At 61.7% G+C, this 13,841-nt stretch carries 14 protein-coding genes and 1 tRNA gene; 10 read left to right on the forward strand and 5 right to left on the reverse strand.

What is annotated here, in order from left to right:
- Window positions 1–15: 15 nt before the first annotated feature.
- Both CLU92_RS22095 and mutM read right to left on the reverse strand, forming a co-directional pair.
- Window positions 16–1,917, reverse strand: coding sequence for a dynamin family protein (locus CLU92_RS22095; protein WP_101483607.1), 1,902 nt, complete (start codon window positions 1,915–1,917; stop codon window positions 16–18).
- A gap of 21 nt (window positions 1,918–1,938) precedes the next feature.
- On the reverse strand, window positions 1,939–2,775 hold the full coding sequence (mutM, locus tag CLU92_RS22100) for a bifunctional DNA-formamidopyrimidine glycosylase/DNA-(apurinic or apyrimidinic site) lyase (protein ID WP_101483608.1): 837 nt from the start codon (window positions 2,773–2,775) through the stop codon (window positions 1,939–1,941).
- Between the two features lie 166 nt (window positions 2,776–2,941).
- Between mutM and CLU92_RS22105 the strand changes: the two genes are divergently transcribed.
- From CLU92_RS22105 to pth, 7 genes are all read left to right on the forward strand, one after another.
- Complete coding sequence (locus tag CLU92_RS22105; protein WP_101483609.1) at window positions 2,942–4,744, forward strand: tetratricopeptide repeat protein; 1,803 nt, start codon at window positions 2,942–2,944, stop codon at window positions 4,742–4,744.
- A gap of 78 nt (window positions 4,745–4,822) precedes the next feature.
- Window positions 4,823–5,461, forward strand: a complete 639-nt coding sequence (locus CLU92_RS22110; RefSeq protein WP_101483610.1) for an outer membrane lipoprotein LolB — start codon at window positions 4,823–4,825, stop codon at window positions 5,459–5,461.
- Entirely contained in the window at window positions 5,458–6,342 is an 885-nt protein-coding gene (gene ispE / locus CLU92_RS22115) for a 4-(cytidine 5'-diphospho)-2-C-methyl-D-erythritol kinase (RefSeq protein WP_101483611.1), read from the forward strand. The genes CLU92_RS22110 and ispE overlap by 4 nt, the downstream gene beginning before the upstream one ends.
- An 88-nt stretch (window positions 6,343–6,430) precedes the next feature.
- Window positions 6,431–6,507 (forward strand) — tRNA-Gln (locus tag CLU92_RS22120).
- 150 nt (window positions 6,508–6,657) lie between these two features.
- The gene (locus CLU92_RS22125) at window positions 6,658–7,608 is read left to right on the forward strand and encodes a ribose-phosphate pyrophosphokinase (RefSeq protein WP_034753270.1); all 951 of its coding nucleotides are present in this window, start codon (window positions 6,658–6,660) and stop codon (window positions 7,606–7,608) included.
- A 166-nt stretch (window positions 7,609–7,774) separates the two neighbouring features.
- Complete coding sequence (locus tag CLU92_RS22130; RefSeq protein ID WP_101483612.1) at window positions 7,775–8,386, forward strand: 50S ribosomal protein L25/general stress protein Ctc; 612 nt, start codon at window positions 7,775–7,777, stop codon at window positions 8,384–8,386.
- Window positions 8,387–8,501: 115 nt separating this feature from the next.
- Window positions 8,502–9,086, forward strand: a complete 585-nt coding sequence (gene pth / locus CLU92_RS22135; protein ID WP_101484830.1) for an aminoacyl-tRNA hydrolase — start codon at window positions 8,502–8,504, stop codon at window positions 9,084–9,086.
- Here the strand turns inward: pth and CLU92_RS22140 are convergent, their stop codons facing one another.
- Entirely contained in the window at window positions 9,087–10,184 is a 1,098-nt protein-coding gene (locus CLU92_RS22140) for a serine hydrolase (protein WP_101483613.1), read from the reverse strand. It abuts the gene before it with no gap.
- 118 nt (window positions 10,185–10,302) lie between these two features.
- On the opposite strand from CLU92_RS22140, the gene CLU92_RS22145 reads away from it, so the two are divergent.
- From CLU92_RS22145 to ychF, 3 genes are all read left to right on the forward strand, one after another.
- A complete protein-coding gene (locus CLU92_RS22145; protein ID WP_101483614.1) occupies window positions 10,303–10,878 on the forward strand; it encodes a hypothetical protein in 576 nt (191 codons plus the stop codon).
- The gene (locus CLU92_RS22150; protein WP_101483615.1) at window positions 10,878–11,111 is read left to right on the forward strand and encodes a helix-turn-helix transcriptional regulator; all 234 of its coding nucleotides are present in this window, start codon (window positions 10,878–10,880) and stop codon (window positions 11,109–11,111) included. Before CLU92_RS22145 ends, CLU92_RS22150 begins: the two co-directional genes overlap by 1 nt.
- Window positions 11,112–11,263: 152 nt before the next feature.
- On the forward strand, window positions 11,264–12,355 hold the full coding sequence (ychF, locus tag CLU92_RS22155; protein WP_034778348.1) for a redox-regulated ATPase YchF: 1,092 nt from the start codon (window positions 11,264–11,266) through the stop codon (window positions 12,353–12,355).
- 105 nt (window positions 12,356–12,460) lie between these two features.
- Here ychF and CLU92_RS22160 read toward each other — a convergent pair whose 3' ends face one another.
- Both CLU92_RS22160 and CLU92_RS22165 read right to left on the reverse strand, forming a co-directional pair.
- Window positions 12,461–13,297 carry a MipA/OmpV family protein gene (locus CLU92_RS22160; RefSeq protein ID WP_101483616.1) on the reverse strand — a complete coding sequence of 279 codons (837 nt, stop codon included), beginning with the start codon at window positions 13,295–13,297 and terminating at the stop codon, window positions 12,461–12,463.
- A complete protein-coding gene (locus tag CLU92_RS22165) occupies window positions 13,294–13,737 on the reverse strand; it encodes a hypothetical protein (protein ID WP_101483617.1) in 444 nt (147 codons plus the stop codon). Before CLU92_RS22165 ends, CLU92_RS22160 begins: the two co-directional genes overlap by 4 nt.
- Window positions 13,738–13,841: the final 104 nt, after the last annotated feature.

The following is a 13,841-nucleotide window of genomic DNA, read 5'->3' on the forward strand; positions in this document are numbered from 1 at the left end:
CAGTGTTCGGTTGTTTTATGTTGCGCTGGCCGTGCGCAAGGCGGCAAGCAATTGTGCCAGCTGCGCCTTGTCGCGTTCGAGCGCTGCCAGGCTGGCTTCGAAGCCGGCGATCTTCTGTTCCAGGCTGCCGGTGGCGTCGTGGATGCGCTGGATCGAGGCAAAGCGCAGTTTCAGCTGTTCCTTGTACTCGACGATCTGTGCTTCGAGCGGCGCCATGATGACTTTCAGCCAGGCGCTGGCGTCGTCGTTGGCGTTGGTGAAACTGCGGCGCACGCGCGAGGCGATGGTGTCGAAGAATTTCTCCATCAGCACGACCCGGCTGGTGGTGAGCAGGGTCGCCGTGCCGAACTGCTTATGGTAGACGGCTTCGATATCGGCGATCTCCTGGCGGTAGCGGGCCAGCGAAAACGGCATCGGCAAGGCCAGCGCCAGGCCATGTTCGGTGGCGAACTTGCGGTACATCACGTTCATCATCTCTGTGATCTCGGCCGTCTTGCCTTCCGAGCGGTCCAGGTTCTGGGCGATGCGTTCGAAATACTGGCGCACGGCTTCGCGCAGGCCCGTGAAAAAGCGGCTGCGCTGCATGGCGGCGCGCACGCTGTCGATATCGTCGCGCACGATGTCCATGCCCAGGCTCGTATAGAGTTCCGTCGACAGGCGGGTAAATACGGCGCGCGTCGCCTGCAGCTTGAACAGGCTGCTGTCGAATTCCTTCTTCTCGATATCGATGCGCCGCATCATGTGCGCGATCACGCTCTGGTTCTTGCCGCGCAGGCTGTTCAGCTCATGCAGCTGTTCGGCGATGCCGCGTGCGCGGGCCGCCGCCTGCACCTGCTGCGCCGCTTCGATGGCGTCCAGATCGAACGCCAGTTGACGCCGGATGATGTCCTTGCGCGCGGGGATCAGTTCCTCGAAAAGGGCCGTCTCCAGTGGCAGCAGGCGGCTCTTTTCCAGCAGCGCCGCATCGTGGTTGATCTTGCCCACCAGGGCCTTTTGCGCCGACACGGGAAACACCTGGCCAGCGTCCAGGGCCAGGAGATGCGCCACGCTGGCCTGCTGGCGCTCGATCGCCTGCGCCACCTCCAGGTCGCCGCGCAATTCATCCCACATGCTGTCGATCTTGTTGAGCACCACCAGGCGGCCGGCGCCGGCGCCGATATGGTTGCGCCAAACCTCGATGTCGCTGCGCGTGACACCCGTGTCGGCGGCCAGGATGAACAGCACCGCGTGCGCATTCGGGATCAGGTTCAAGGTCAGTTCCGGTTCCGTGCCGATGGCGTTCAAGCCCGGCGTGTCGAGGATGACCAGGCCCTGTTTCAGCAGCGGATGGGGAAAGTTGATGATGGCGTGGCGCCACATGGAGATTTCCACCTGGCCGTCCTCGTCGAGCATGGCGGGTGCATCCGCGTCGTCGGCATCGTACAGGCCGTAGCGCGCTGCTTCTTCCACGCTGACTTTTTTCGTCAGGCTGACCTGGCGGATGGCTTCCTGCATGTCGCCGCCCGCATCGATGTTCAGGGGCAGGACGGTCCAGGCGGCGGGCAGGTCGCGGTAGTCGCTGGTTGACAGGTTCTGTGCGCGCGTCTCGATGGGCAGCAGGCGGATCGATGGCTGCCACGCCGGGTCGTACAGCAGCTCGGTGGGACACATGGTGGTGCGGCCCGCGCCCGAGGGCAGGATGCGCTGGCCGTAGTCGGCAAAGAAGATGGCGTTGATCAGCTCGGATTTTCCGCGCGAGAATTCCGCCACGAAGGCCACGGACAGGCGGTCGTCAGTCAGGCGGGAAACGCAGCGGGCCAGGCGCAGCGCGGAAGCGCCGTCGACCAGGCCAGCCGCGCTGGCGGCTTGCCGGTATGCCTGCAAGGCCGCCAGCACATCCTGGCGCCATGCGCTGTATTGTTCCAAGTCCCTGACCATCTGGCTCCCTTTGCGAGTGACTTACTTTTGACAATTCACGCAGTAAAACGTGGAACGTTGTCCTTGCACGATTTGGCGGATCGGCGCGCCGCATACGCGACATGGCTTGCCCGCGCGGTTGTAGGTGAAATACGTCTGCTGGAAGTAGCCGGACTGGCCGTTTACGCCGATGAAGTCGCGCAAGGTGCTGCCGCCTTGCACGATGGCTTCGGCCAGCACGTCGCGTATCGCCTGCGCCAGTTTCTCATAGCGCGCCAGGCCGATGCGCCGGGCCGGCGTCTTCGGGTTGATCCCCGCGCGAAACAGGCTCTCGGAACAATAGATATTGCCCACGCCGACGACGATGTCGCCCGCCATCAGTACCTGCTTGATATTGGTGCCCTTGTTGCGTGTTTTTTCGAACAGCAGCTGGCCCGTGAAGCCGCCTTCCAGTGGTTCCGTACCCAGGCCGCGCAGCAGCGCGTGGCCGTCCAGCGGGCCGTCGGCCTCGTCGTGCCACAGCACGGCGCCGAAGCGGCGCGGGTCCGTCATGCGCAGCACCTGGCTGCCGCCGTCCGCATCTTCCACGACAAGGTCGAAATGATCGTGCTTTTGCGCCTCCGTCCCCGTTGGCAGCACGCGCAAATGGCCCGACATGCCCAGGTGGATAATCAGCGTGCCGTGGCGGAAGTGGATCAGCAGGTATTTGCCGCGCCGCCCCGTCAGGCCGATGGTTTGGCCCGACAATTGTTCGCCAAGGTCCGGAGGGAAGGGCCAGCGCAGGCCGTCGCGGCGGAGCACGACGGCGCGCACGGCGCGGCCCTCGATGTGGGGCGCGACACCGCGTCGTGTGACTTCGACTTCTGGTAATTCTGGCATAAGGCTCGAATGGTTGAAAAGCGGGTAAAAACAGGCAGCTTGCCGGCGGATGGCTGGCCCGGGCACGCCATGCCGCCAGGACGTATATATTTCGTTACATACGTGAAGTACGCGATAGCCGCGTTGGGCGTAGAATCAAACTTTGCCGTTTAGCCAGGATCAGCCATTGAAAAACGCTTTCGCCATTGTAACCTTGTCCGCCCTGATGGCCACGCATGCCATGGCACAGACGCCTGTTGCCCCCGCTAATGCTGCGGCCGGCCCCTCTACGGCCGCGCCCGTCGCGCCACAGGAAGAGGGCGCCGAGTCCAAGGCGGGCGCCAAGGAGGACGCCAAGGCGGAGGGTTTGCCGAAGGTCGAATTGAGCAGCGACTTGCTGTACAAGCTGACCAAGGCTGAAATGGAATTCAAGAGCGGCCAGTGGCAAGGGCCGTACGTGACGATGATGGTGGCGGCGCAGCAGACGCGCGACCCGCGCCTGGCGCGCCGCGCTTCCGAAATGGCGCTGTCTGCCAAGCAGGGCGGCGAAGCGCTGGCTGCCATCCGCCTGTGGCGCGAGCTGGCGCCCGACTCGGACGAGGCGACGCAGTTCTTCCTCGGCTTCGTCGTGTTGACGGACAAAATCGAAGAAGCGGAACCGATTTTTGCCGAACGCCTGGCCAATGCGCCAGCGGGCGCGCGCGGCGTGGCCCTGTTCCAGATGCAGCAGATCCTGTCGCGGTCGAATGACAAGCTATATGCCTACTCGATGGTGACGCGCCTGGTGCAGCCTTACCTGGACATGTTCGAGGCCCATCTGGTGCTGGCGCAGGGCGCCCTGTCGATCGGCGAGCGTGAGCGCGCCATCGGCGAAGCGAACAAGGCGCTGGCGATCAAGCCGAACTCCGAGCTGGCCGTGTTGACTCTGGCGCAGGTGACGGGCGAACCCGAGGCGGCAGGCAAGGTGCTTGCCACATTCCTGCAAAAGAATCCGGACGCCGTCGAAGTGCGCGGCGCGTATGCGCGCCTGCTGGTTGAGCAAAAACAACTGGAGCCGGCGCGCGATCAATTCCTGCTGCTGCTGAAAAGCCAGCCCGATAACGTGGGCGGCCTGTACGCGCTGGGTATCGTGGCGCTACAGCTGGAAGACACCAAGGGCGCCGAGCAGTACTTCAAGCGCTTCCTGGCCGTGCTCGAAAAGTCTCCTGGCGACACGCGCGATCCGTTCAAGGCCCTGATGATTTTGTCGCAGATCGCCGAGACGCGGGGCGACACGGCGGGCGCCATCGCCTGGCTGGACAAGGTCGACAACAGTGCATCAAGCGGCTACGTCGAGGCGCGCTTGCGCCGCGCCCAGCTGATCGCCCGTGGCGGCAATCTTGATGCGGCCCGCAAGGCGCTGACGGAAATCGAAACGGACGATCCGGCAAGCCAGGCACAGGTGCTGCTGGTCGACGCGCAATTCCTGCGCGACGCCGGCTATGTGCAAAGCGCCTATACGGTGCTGGAAAACGCCTTGCTGCGTTTCCCCGACAATCCCGAACTGCTGTACGACTACGCCTTGCTGGCCGAACGCCTGGATAAACTCGATTTGATGGAGGCCAGCCTGCGCCGCGTGATGGTGCTGGCACCCGACAACCAGCATGCGTATAACGCCCTGGGCTACTCGCTGGCCGAACGGGGCATCCGCCTGGAGGAGGCCCATGCGCTGATCGAGAAGGCGCTGCAGATGGCGCCGGGCGACCCGTTCATCATGGACAGCATGGGCTGGGTGCAGTTCCGCATGGGCAACCTGGCCGCGGCGGAAAACGCCTTGCGCCGTGCCTATGCCGTGCGCAGTGATCCGGAAATCGCCGTCCACCTGGGCGAAGTGCTGTGGCAGAAGGGTGACAAGGAAGAAGCGCAAAAACTGTGGCGCGATGCGCAAGGCAAGGACCCGAAAAACGAGGCCCTGAAAAGCACCCTGGCGCGCCTGAATGTCAGTTTGTAACGCAATGTTAACTAAAATATGGGGTCAGGCCCGACGGGTCTGACCCCAGCTTTACGCTGCTGGTTCTTTATTATTCCCATGCCAAAAAAACTCTTCCCCCTCACGCTCGTCTGCCTGGCCCTGTCGGCCTGCTCGACCCTGACCTCTCCCTTTTCGTCCGGCGCCGCGCCATCGTCGCAAGCGGTGGCGCCTTACCGCGAGCAGCTGGAGCTAACGGGCCGCTTGAACGTGGTGTATCAGAAGGATGACAGGCCCGAATCGGCCACCGTCAATTTCAACTGGCAGCAGACGGCGCAGCGCACGGACGTGACACTGTATTCGCCCGTCGGCAGTACCCTGGCCACCATCGCCGTCACGCCGCAGCAGGCCGTGTTGACGCAAAGCGGCAAGGCGCCGCGCAGCGCGCCCGATGTTGATACCTTGAGCGCGCAGATGCTGGGCTGGTCCTTGCCCGTGTCGGGCTTGCGCGACTGGCTGCAGGGCTATGCCGTGGGCGCCGATGGCAAGCGCTTTGTCGCTTCGCCGGCCAACGACAGCGTGACCACCAAGGATGGCTGGCGTTTGCGCTATGTGTCGTGGCAAGATGCTGCAGACAATACACCGGGCGCCTTGCCCCAACCGCGGCGTATCGATGCGGAACGTAATGCCAGCGCGCAGGCCGATGCCGTCTCGCTGCGCATCGTGCTCGATCCTGCCCCTTCCGCACCTGCACCATGACACTGACGACTCTGAACAATTGCCCGGCCCCGGCCAAGCTGAACTTATTTCTACACGTCAACGGCCGCCGCGCCGATGGCTACCACCTGCTGCAGACGGTGTTCCAATTGCTCGACCATGGCGACACCTTGCACTTCGCGCTGCGCGACGACACGGCGATTGTCCGCGTGACGGCCCTCGCCGGCGTGCCGGAGGAGCAGGACCTGATCATCCGTGCCGCCAGCTTGCTGCAAGCGGAAGTGCTGCGCCGCACGGGCGCCTTGCCGCGCGGCGTCGATATCGCCATCGACAAGGTGTTGCCCATGGGGGGAGGCCTCGGCGGCGGTTCGTCCGATGCGGCCACGGCCCTGATGGCATTGAACCGACTGTGGCAGGCGGGTTTGACGCGCGAGGAATTGATGGCGCTGGGCTTGCCGCTGGGTGCCGACATCCCGTTTTTCATCTTTGGTGAGAATGCCTTTGCCGAAGGCGTGGGCGAGGCACTGCAGCCCGTCACCACGCCCGAATGCTGGTATGTGGTGATCGAGCCGGGCGTGCAAGTGCCCACCGCGGCAATTTTTTGCGCGGAAGGCTTGACGAGAAATACCGAACCCGTCACAATAGCGGACTTTTCCAGGTACCTCGCAGAAGGAAACGATGCGGGCGGGTTTGGTAAGAATGATTTACAGCAAGTGGCATGCAGTCTTTTCAAGCCGGTAGCAGATGCGGTAGAATGGCTGGGTGCTTACGGTGAGGCCAGGATGACTGGTTCCGGTGCTTGTGTGTTTAGTGCGTTTGGCAGTCAGGAAGAAGCGGATGCGGTGCTCAGCAATGTGCCACCAGTCTGGATCGCCTGGAAGGCAAAAGCGCTGAGTCGCCACCCGATGCTCACGCTGTTGTAAAGCAAAGCAAGCAGCAAAAAAAGATTTTGCTTAGCGTCAAATAGTCGGTATAATACTGGCCAACATGACGGCAAGCAGTCAGTAACGTAGGGGAATCGCCAAGCTGGTTAAGGCACTGGATTTTGATTCCAGCATGCGAAGGTTCGAATCCTTCTTCCCCTGCCACCATTTCACCGTAGTCTGTCGATGCGAAGTTAGCGTCCAGTGCGGGAAAAAGCAGATATGTCGCCACGCGGCATATTCTAAACAATGACTGACCGGGCACATGCCCGGTTAGTGCTTTTCAAGACTTCTATATCACCTCTTGGGACTCCCATGGCTTACGAAAACCTGATGGTTTTTACCGGCAACGCGAATCCAGCGTTGGCAGAGGGGGTCGCAAAAAACCTCGGCATCCCTCTCGGTAAAGCAAACGTTTCGAAATTCTCCGACGGCGAAGTAATGGTCGAGATTAACGAAAACGTGCGCGGCAAGGATGTTTTTGTTTTGCAATCCACCTGTGCTCCAACCAACGACAGTCTGATGGAAATCATGCTGATGGTTGATGCCTTGAAACGTGCTTCCGCTGGCCGCATCACTGCCGCGATTCCTTATTTCGGCTACGCCCGCCAAGACCGTCGTCCACGCTCCGCGCGTGTGGCGATTTCGGCCAAGGTGGTGGCGAACATGCTGGAAGAAGCCGGTGTCGAGCGCGTCCTGATCATGGACTTGCACGCTGACCAAATTCAAGGTTTCTTCGATATCCCAGTCGACAATATCTACGCTTCGCCAATTTTGCTGGGTGACCTGCAAAAGAAAAACTACCAGGATCTGCTGGTCGTGTCGCCGGACGTCGGTGGTGTGGTACGTGCGCGCGCCTTGGCAAAACGCCTGGGCTGCGACCTGGCCATCATCGACAAACGCCGCCCAAAGGCGAACGTGTCCGAAGTGATGAACATCATCGGTGAAGTCGAAGGCCGCAACTGCGTGATCATGGATGACATGGTCGACACGGCAGGCACCCTGACCAAGGCTGCCGAAGTGCTTAAAGAGCGCGGCGCGAAAAAAGTCGTGGCGTATTGCACGCACGCGGTGCTGTCCGGCCCGGCGATCGACCGTATCTCGGCTTCGCCACTCGATGAGCTGGTCGTGACTGACACGATCCCCCTGTCCGAAGCGGCCCTGGCCTGCGGCAAGATCCGTCAATTGACGTGCGCGCCGCTGCTGGCCGAGACGTTCAAGCGCATCATCAAGGGTGATTCGGTTATTTCCCTCTTTATCGACTAATTCGGTAAGTAGAAACAGACGTAATGCCTGCGGCGCGACCGGCTTTTTGCCTGTTGCGCCGCAGTGTTTTAGTTTTCGGGGCGCGTATGCGCCCATTTCCGAGGATTCCTGGTCGCGGGAATCTTCATAACACAAGGCATCTGCCTTGTTCTTCTTGGAGTATCACATGAAAGTTATCGCATTTAAACGCGAATTGCAAGGTTCCGGAGCGAGCCGCCGCCTGCGCATTTCCGGCCAAACCCCTGGTATCGTCTACGGTGGCGCTGAAGCCCCGGTGCTGATCTCGCTGGATCACAACGCCCTGTACCACGCGTTGAAAAAAGAAGTGTTCCACTCGTCGATCCTGGATCTGGAAATCGACGGTGTTTCCCAGCAAGTTCTGTTGCGCGACTTCCAAGTCCACGCATACAAACAACTGGTTCTGCACGCTGACTTCCAGCGCGTTGACGCTAAGCAAGCTATCCACGTGAAAGTTGCTCTGCACTTCATCAACGCTGACGTTTCCCCAGCAGTCAAACTGCATGGCGCGACCATCAGCCACGTTGCCAACGAAATCGAAGTTTCGTGCCTGCCAGGCCAACTGCCAGAATTCATCAACGTTGACCTGTCGAACATCGACGTCGGTCACTCGTTGCACATCGGCGACCTGGTCCTGCCAGCTGGCGTGACCGCTGTCACCCACGGCGCCAACCTGACCATCGCTACCGCTTCGGTACCGGCTGGCCACGTTGCTGCTGAAGCTGAAGCAGCCGCTGCTGTTGACGCCGACAAGAAGTAATTTTGCCGCCGCAGTAATGCGGTAGTTGCAAGGAAAAACCCGCCAGGTTCGCCGCGCGGGTTTTTTTCTGCCTGTTTTCACCGATAATGTTTTCTTTTTCATTGCAGACACAGCCATGCCCATACGCCTGATCGTCGGCCTCGGCAACCCGGGACCCGAATACGAACAAACCCGTCACAATGCCGGTTTCTGGCTGCTGGACAATCTTGCCAACAGCTTGCCCGGCACGCGCTTGCAGCGCGATTCGCGCTATAACGCCATGCTGGCGAAAACGTCGATAGCCGGAAAGGAAGTCTGGCTGCTCGAACCGCTGACCTTCATGAACCGCTCGGGCCAGTCCGTGGGCGCGCTGGCGCGCTTCTTCAAGATCGCCGCCGATGAAGTGCTGGTGGTGCACGACGAGCTCGATCTGATGCCCGGCATTGCGCGCCTGAAGAAAGGCGGCTCGGCCGGCGGCCACAATGGCTTGAAAGACATCACGGCCGCGCTGGGCACGCAGGATTACTGGCGCTTGCGCCTGGGCATCGGCCACCCGCGCACCCTGAGCCTGCAGCAGCAAGTAGCCGATTTCGTGCTGCACCGTCCGCGCCGCGAAGACCAGGAGCTGATCGAGCAAGCCATCGACAAATCCTTGCAGGTGATGCCGCAGATCGTCGAAGGTAAGTTCGAGGCAGCGACCATGAAGCTGCATACGGCATAATTATTTGGTGGCCTTGCCGAAGCTGGCCATGATTGTTTTCGCCATCTGCTGCTGGCTGGTCTGGGCGCTGCTGCCTTCGCCCGCGTTGGCGGCGATCAGCAAGCCGTCGCCGCTGCCGGGCGCCAGCGCGATCAGCGCGTGCCAGTAGCCGTTAGAACCCAGGTGGGTGAGCACGCGCTGCGGCGCCTGGGGCGGAAAGTGCATCACGCCCCAGCCCAATGCCGCATTCGTGTCGCCCTGCGCCGTGTGCAGCAACATATACGTTTCCTGCTTCAGCAGCTTGCCCTTGCCTTGCTCGCCGTGCAGTTGATCGAGCGCAAACTTGGCCCAGTCTCGCATGCTCAGGTGAATTTCTCCATCGGGTGCCATCATCAGCGGATTGCTGGCCATCAAGCCGGCAATCGGCTTGTTTTCCTTGTGCCCCAGATTTTGCCCCCGCACGGTGGGGCCGAAGGCGGCCCGCATGCCCAGCGGGCCGAACACTTCGGCCTGCATCAATTCTTCATATGTCTTGCCCGTGGCGCGCTCGGCGATGGCGGCGGCGATCATGGCGCCGCTGTTCGAGTAATGCGATTCACCGCGCGGCGTGGCCACCGGCGCGTCGGCCAGCGCGCGCTGCGCGTATTCCAGGCGCAGCAGCGGCAATGGCCGCGTATCCGTGTAGGTGGAATTGATCCATGCCTCGTCCGGATTCGGCGGCAGGCCGGCGCGGTGCGACAGCAGATCCATCAGGTTGACGTCGCGGTACTCGGCGCGCATGCCGCCTGCCAGCGCGGGCAGCATGCTTGACAGTGGCGCATCCCACGACAGCACGCCCCGTTCCACCAGACGCGCGATCAGGGTCACTGTCATGGCCTTGCCGTTGGAACCGATATTCCACACGTCATCAGCGCGCACGGCGTCATGCCCGTCATTGGCCCGCACGCCCGCTTGTGTCTGTGCCTCGATCTTGCCGTCGCGGATCACGAGTATGGCCATGGCCGGCACGCTCTTGTCTGCCAGCGCCTGCTGCAGCATGGCATGCAAGTCATGGGCGCGGGCGGCGCCGCTGAGCAAAAAGGCGGTGCTGCAAACGAGTGAGGCAAGCAGGGTTTTCATGGTGTCTCCAGTCGATAAGGGTGGGGTAACATGTTAAAATGGTCGCAAAACATGATTTAATTATTGTTTTACGATAATTTATTCTAGCAACACTTTACGCATCCGTATACTTTTGAATATGAAAAAAAATCCAACGGGACCGGCGGCACTGAGCCGGCGCGTGCGCTACGGCGTCTCGGCGTTCTTTGTGCTGTACCTGCTGCTGACGGTGCTGGGCTGGCTGGCGCCTGCGCCGGCAGCGCGCGGCAGCCTGGGCAGCGCCGGCATGTATGAATTGCTGCTGCAGTTGCAGAGCCAGCCATTCGCACGCCTGGCGGCCATGCCCTTGTGGCAGCGGGGTCTGGGCCTGGCGCTGGCCTTGCCAGCCTTGCTGGTGCTGGGCGATGCCGTGCGCCAGTTGGCCCTGGTCTTGCGCCAGTTCGAGCAGGGCGTGTTTTTTACGCCGCAGGTGGCGCAGCGCTTTCGCCGTTTTGCCGGCGGCTTGCTGCTGGGAACGGTGTTGACGTTGCTGGAGCCGACCGTGCGCGGCATGCTGTTTGGTTTGCTGGAAGAGGGAACGAGCCAGTTGCGCCTGGTCATCGACATCACGGGCGGCGACTTGTGGACCTTGCTGCTGTGCACGGTTTTCCTTGCGCTGGCGCAAATCCTCCATGAAGGCCAGCGCCTGGCCGATGAAAACAGCGGGTTCATCTGATGGGCATCGTCGTGCGCCTCGACCTGGTACTGGCCAGGAAAAAAGTGAAATCGAAGGAGCTGGCGGCCTTCATCGGCATCACGGAGCAGAACTTGTCCCTCTTAAAATCGGGCAAGGTGCGCGGTGTGCGTTTCGATACGCTGTCGAAAATTTGCGAGATGCTCGAGTGCCAGCCTGGTGACATCCTGGAATTCGATGCGTCGCAGCCGGACGACGCGGACGACGCGCCCTAACAGCAGAGGGGGCGGTTTTTTTGAAGAGTAGGGTGCATAGAGGTACAATTGACCCTTAGAGCATTAATACAGCAAGATTATCCAGAAAACGCCCGCAACGGCCGTTTTGCACCAGCCGCTTGCCGGCAATATTGATTATTTAAAGGTTTTCCATGAGTCTCCAATGCGGTATCGTCGGCTTGCCGAACGTCGGCAAGTCCACCCTGTTCAATGCACTGACGAAAGCCGGCATCCCGGCTGAAAACTATCCGTTCTGCACCATCGAGCCGAACGTCGGCGTCGTTGAAGTGCCGGATCCGCGCATGGATGCGCTGGCCGCCATCGTCAAGCCGGAACGCATGGTCAATGCCATCGTGGAATTCGTCGACATCGCCGGTCTGGTGGCTGGTGCATCGAAAGGCGAGGGCCTGGGCAACCAGTTCCTGTCGCACATCCGCGAAACGGACGCCATCGTCAACGTCGTGCGTTGCTTCGAAGATGACAACGTCATCCACGTGGCCGGCAAGATCAACCCGCTCGACGATATCGAAGTCATCCAGACCGAACTGGCGCTGGCCGACATGGGCACCGTGGAAAAAGCCATCCACCGCGAAAACAAGAAAGCCCGCTCGGGCGACAAGGACGCGGCCAAGCTGCTGGCCATCATGGAACGCATGATGCCTTACCTGAACGACGCCAAGCCGGTGCGCGCCATGGGCCTGGACGCCGACGAAATGGAACTGATCAAGCCTTTGTGCCTGATCACGGCCAAGCCAGCCATGTTCGTGGCCAATGTGTCGGACACGGGCTTTACCAACAACCCGCTGCTGGACCAGCTGACGGCCTACGCGCAATCGCAAAATGCCCCTATCGTCGCCATCTGCGCGGCGCTGGAAGCGGAAATCGCCGACCTGGACGATGCCGACAAGGGCGCTTTCCTGGCCGACATGGGCATGGAAGAGCCAGGCCTGGATCGCCTGATCCGCGGCGCCTACAAGCTGCTGGGCCTGCAAACCTACTTCACGGCGGGCGTGAAGGAAGTGCGCGCCTGGACCATCCATGTGGGCGACACGGCACCGCAAGCGGCCGGCGTGATCCATACCGACTTCGAACGCGGCTTCATCCGCGCGCAAACCATCGCCTATGACGACTTCATTGCCTACAAAGGCGAAGCCGGTGCCAAGGAAGCGGGCAAGATGCGCGCCGAGGGCAAGGAATACGTGGTCAAGGATGGCGACGTGCTGAACTTCCTGTTCAACGTCTAACTTCCTGCCCGGCCCCGGATGGGGCGACAGACAACCCTGCAAATCATTGATTTGCAGGGTTTTTTATTGCCCGGATAACCAGCATGGCTGCAATTGGACGGTTCTCTAGTCCTCGCGGCCGCGCGCCAGGCTATCCGAACGTTGCCATGTCCACATCAGACCGATGCCGGCCGAGGTGCTGCTGTTCTGGCGCAGCAGGGGGCTGGCGCGGTTGGCGGCGCCTGCGTAGTTGTCGTAGCGCAAAAATGCAAAGGCCCGCCAGTCCCGCTGCAGCCGGTACGAACCGCCCAGGCCCAGGCGTGTGAGCATCAGTCCGCTCTTCGCCGCATATGATGGGCGCTGACCGGTGGCAAACGCGGGGCTGACGCCATAAAAGTAATCGTTGATGGCGGCATTGCCCAGCACGGCGCCCAGGCTGGCATCGACATGCCACGCCTGCTGTTCGCCTTGCAGCGCATACACGAGGCGTGGCTCGAACGTGGCGCCCTGGCGGTGCAGGCCGCCGCGCGCTTCGATGACGGCGCGCAAGGGCAGCTCCAGGCCCAGACGGCTGTGTTGCGTCGGCTCGGCCAGCTTGATTTTCAGGCGCGGGCCAAATTCCACCAGGGTGCCCAGATCCGGCATGCCGCGCCGGGCCGGCACGTCGCTGGACCTGGCAGGCAAGGACAGGGCAAAGCCGATATCGACATCGAATCGCTCCGTGTCGAGCAGGCGCGCGCCCACGCCGGAGCGGTCGGCGCGTAATACTTTGCCACGGTAAATCAGATAGGGCAGGGCCAGGCTGCGCGTCGAGCGTTCGCTGGCGCCGGGATAGGCGGGCGTGACGGCTGTGCCGCCAAACACGCCCGCTTCCCATAATGGCAGCGGTGGTTCGATGGCGCGCGCCGGTGCCATGGCGGCGAAGACGGCGGAGGCGGCCAGCAAGGTGGGTGCGAGGTTCATCGAGGAACTCCGCAAGGCTTGCCCACCGGCAGCGATTCGAACTCAGCAACGAAGGCCATCAGCCCCCTCCCGTTCCAGCCCAGTTCATCGCGCACGGCTTCCGCTTCCGCCCTCTTGCCCTGGCGTTCATACTGGTCGATTAGCGCCCTGTAGCTGAGGGCGCTCGATTGTTTGCTGCGCTTTGCCAGCGCAATGGCTTCGCGGAAATGAAATTCGGCCGCGTCGTAGCGGCAGGCCGCGCTGGCGGCGCGTCCCGCCTGGTGATGCAGCCGCTCCTGCCAAGCGAGGTCGCCACGGCCCAGTTCTACATTTTCGACGGCTGCCTCGTAGCTGCGCATGGCTTGCGTCCAGTCGCCCTGGCTGGCCGCTTCCCGCGCGAACTGTTCCTGCTGCGCCGCCGTGCGCAGTTCGATCTGCGTGGAGCAGGCGTTGAGCGCCATTAAGACTAGCGGCAGGATGAGGCAAGAGCGGAGGGGGGGCAATGTGGACATGGCGCTACTGTAGCGCATGCGTAGCGCGCACGTTTGCGCGCTACGCATGAATT

Source organism: Janthinobacterium sp. 61 (assembly GCF_002846335.1).
Classification (GTDB): domain Bacteria; phylum Pseudomonadota; class Gammaproteobacteria; order Burkholderiales; family Burkholderiaceae_D; genus Janthinobacterium.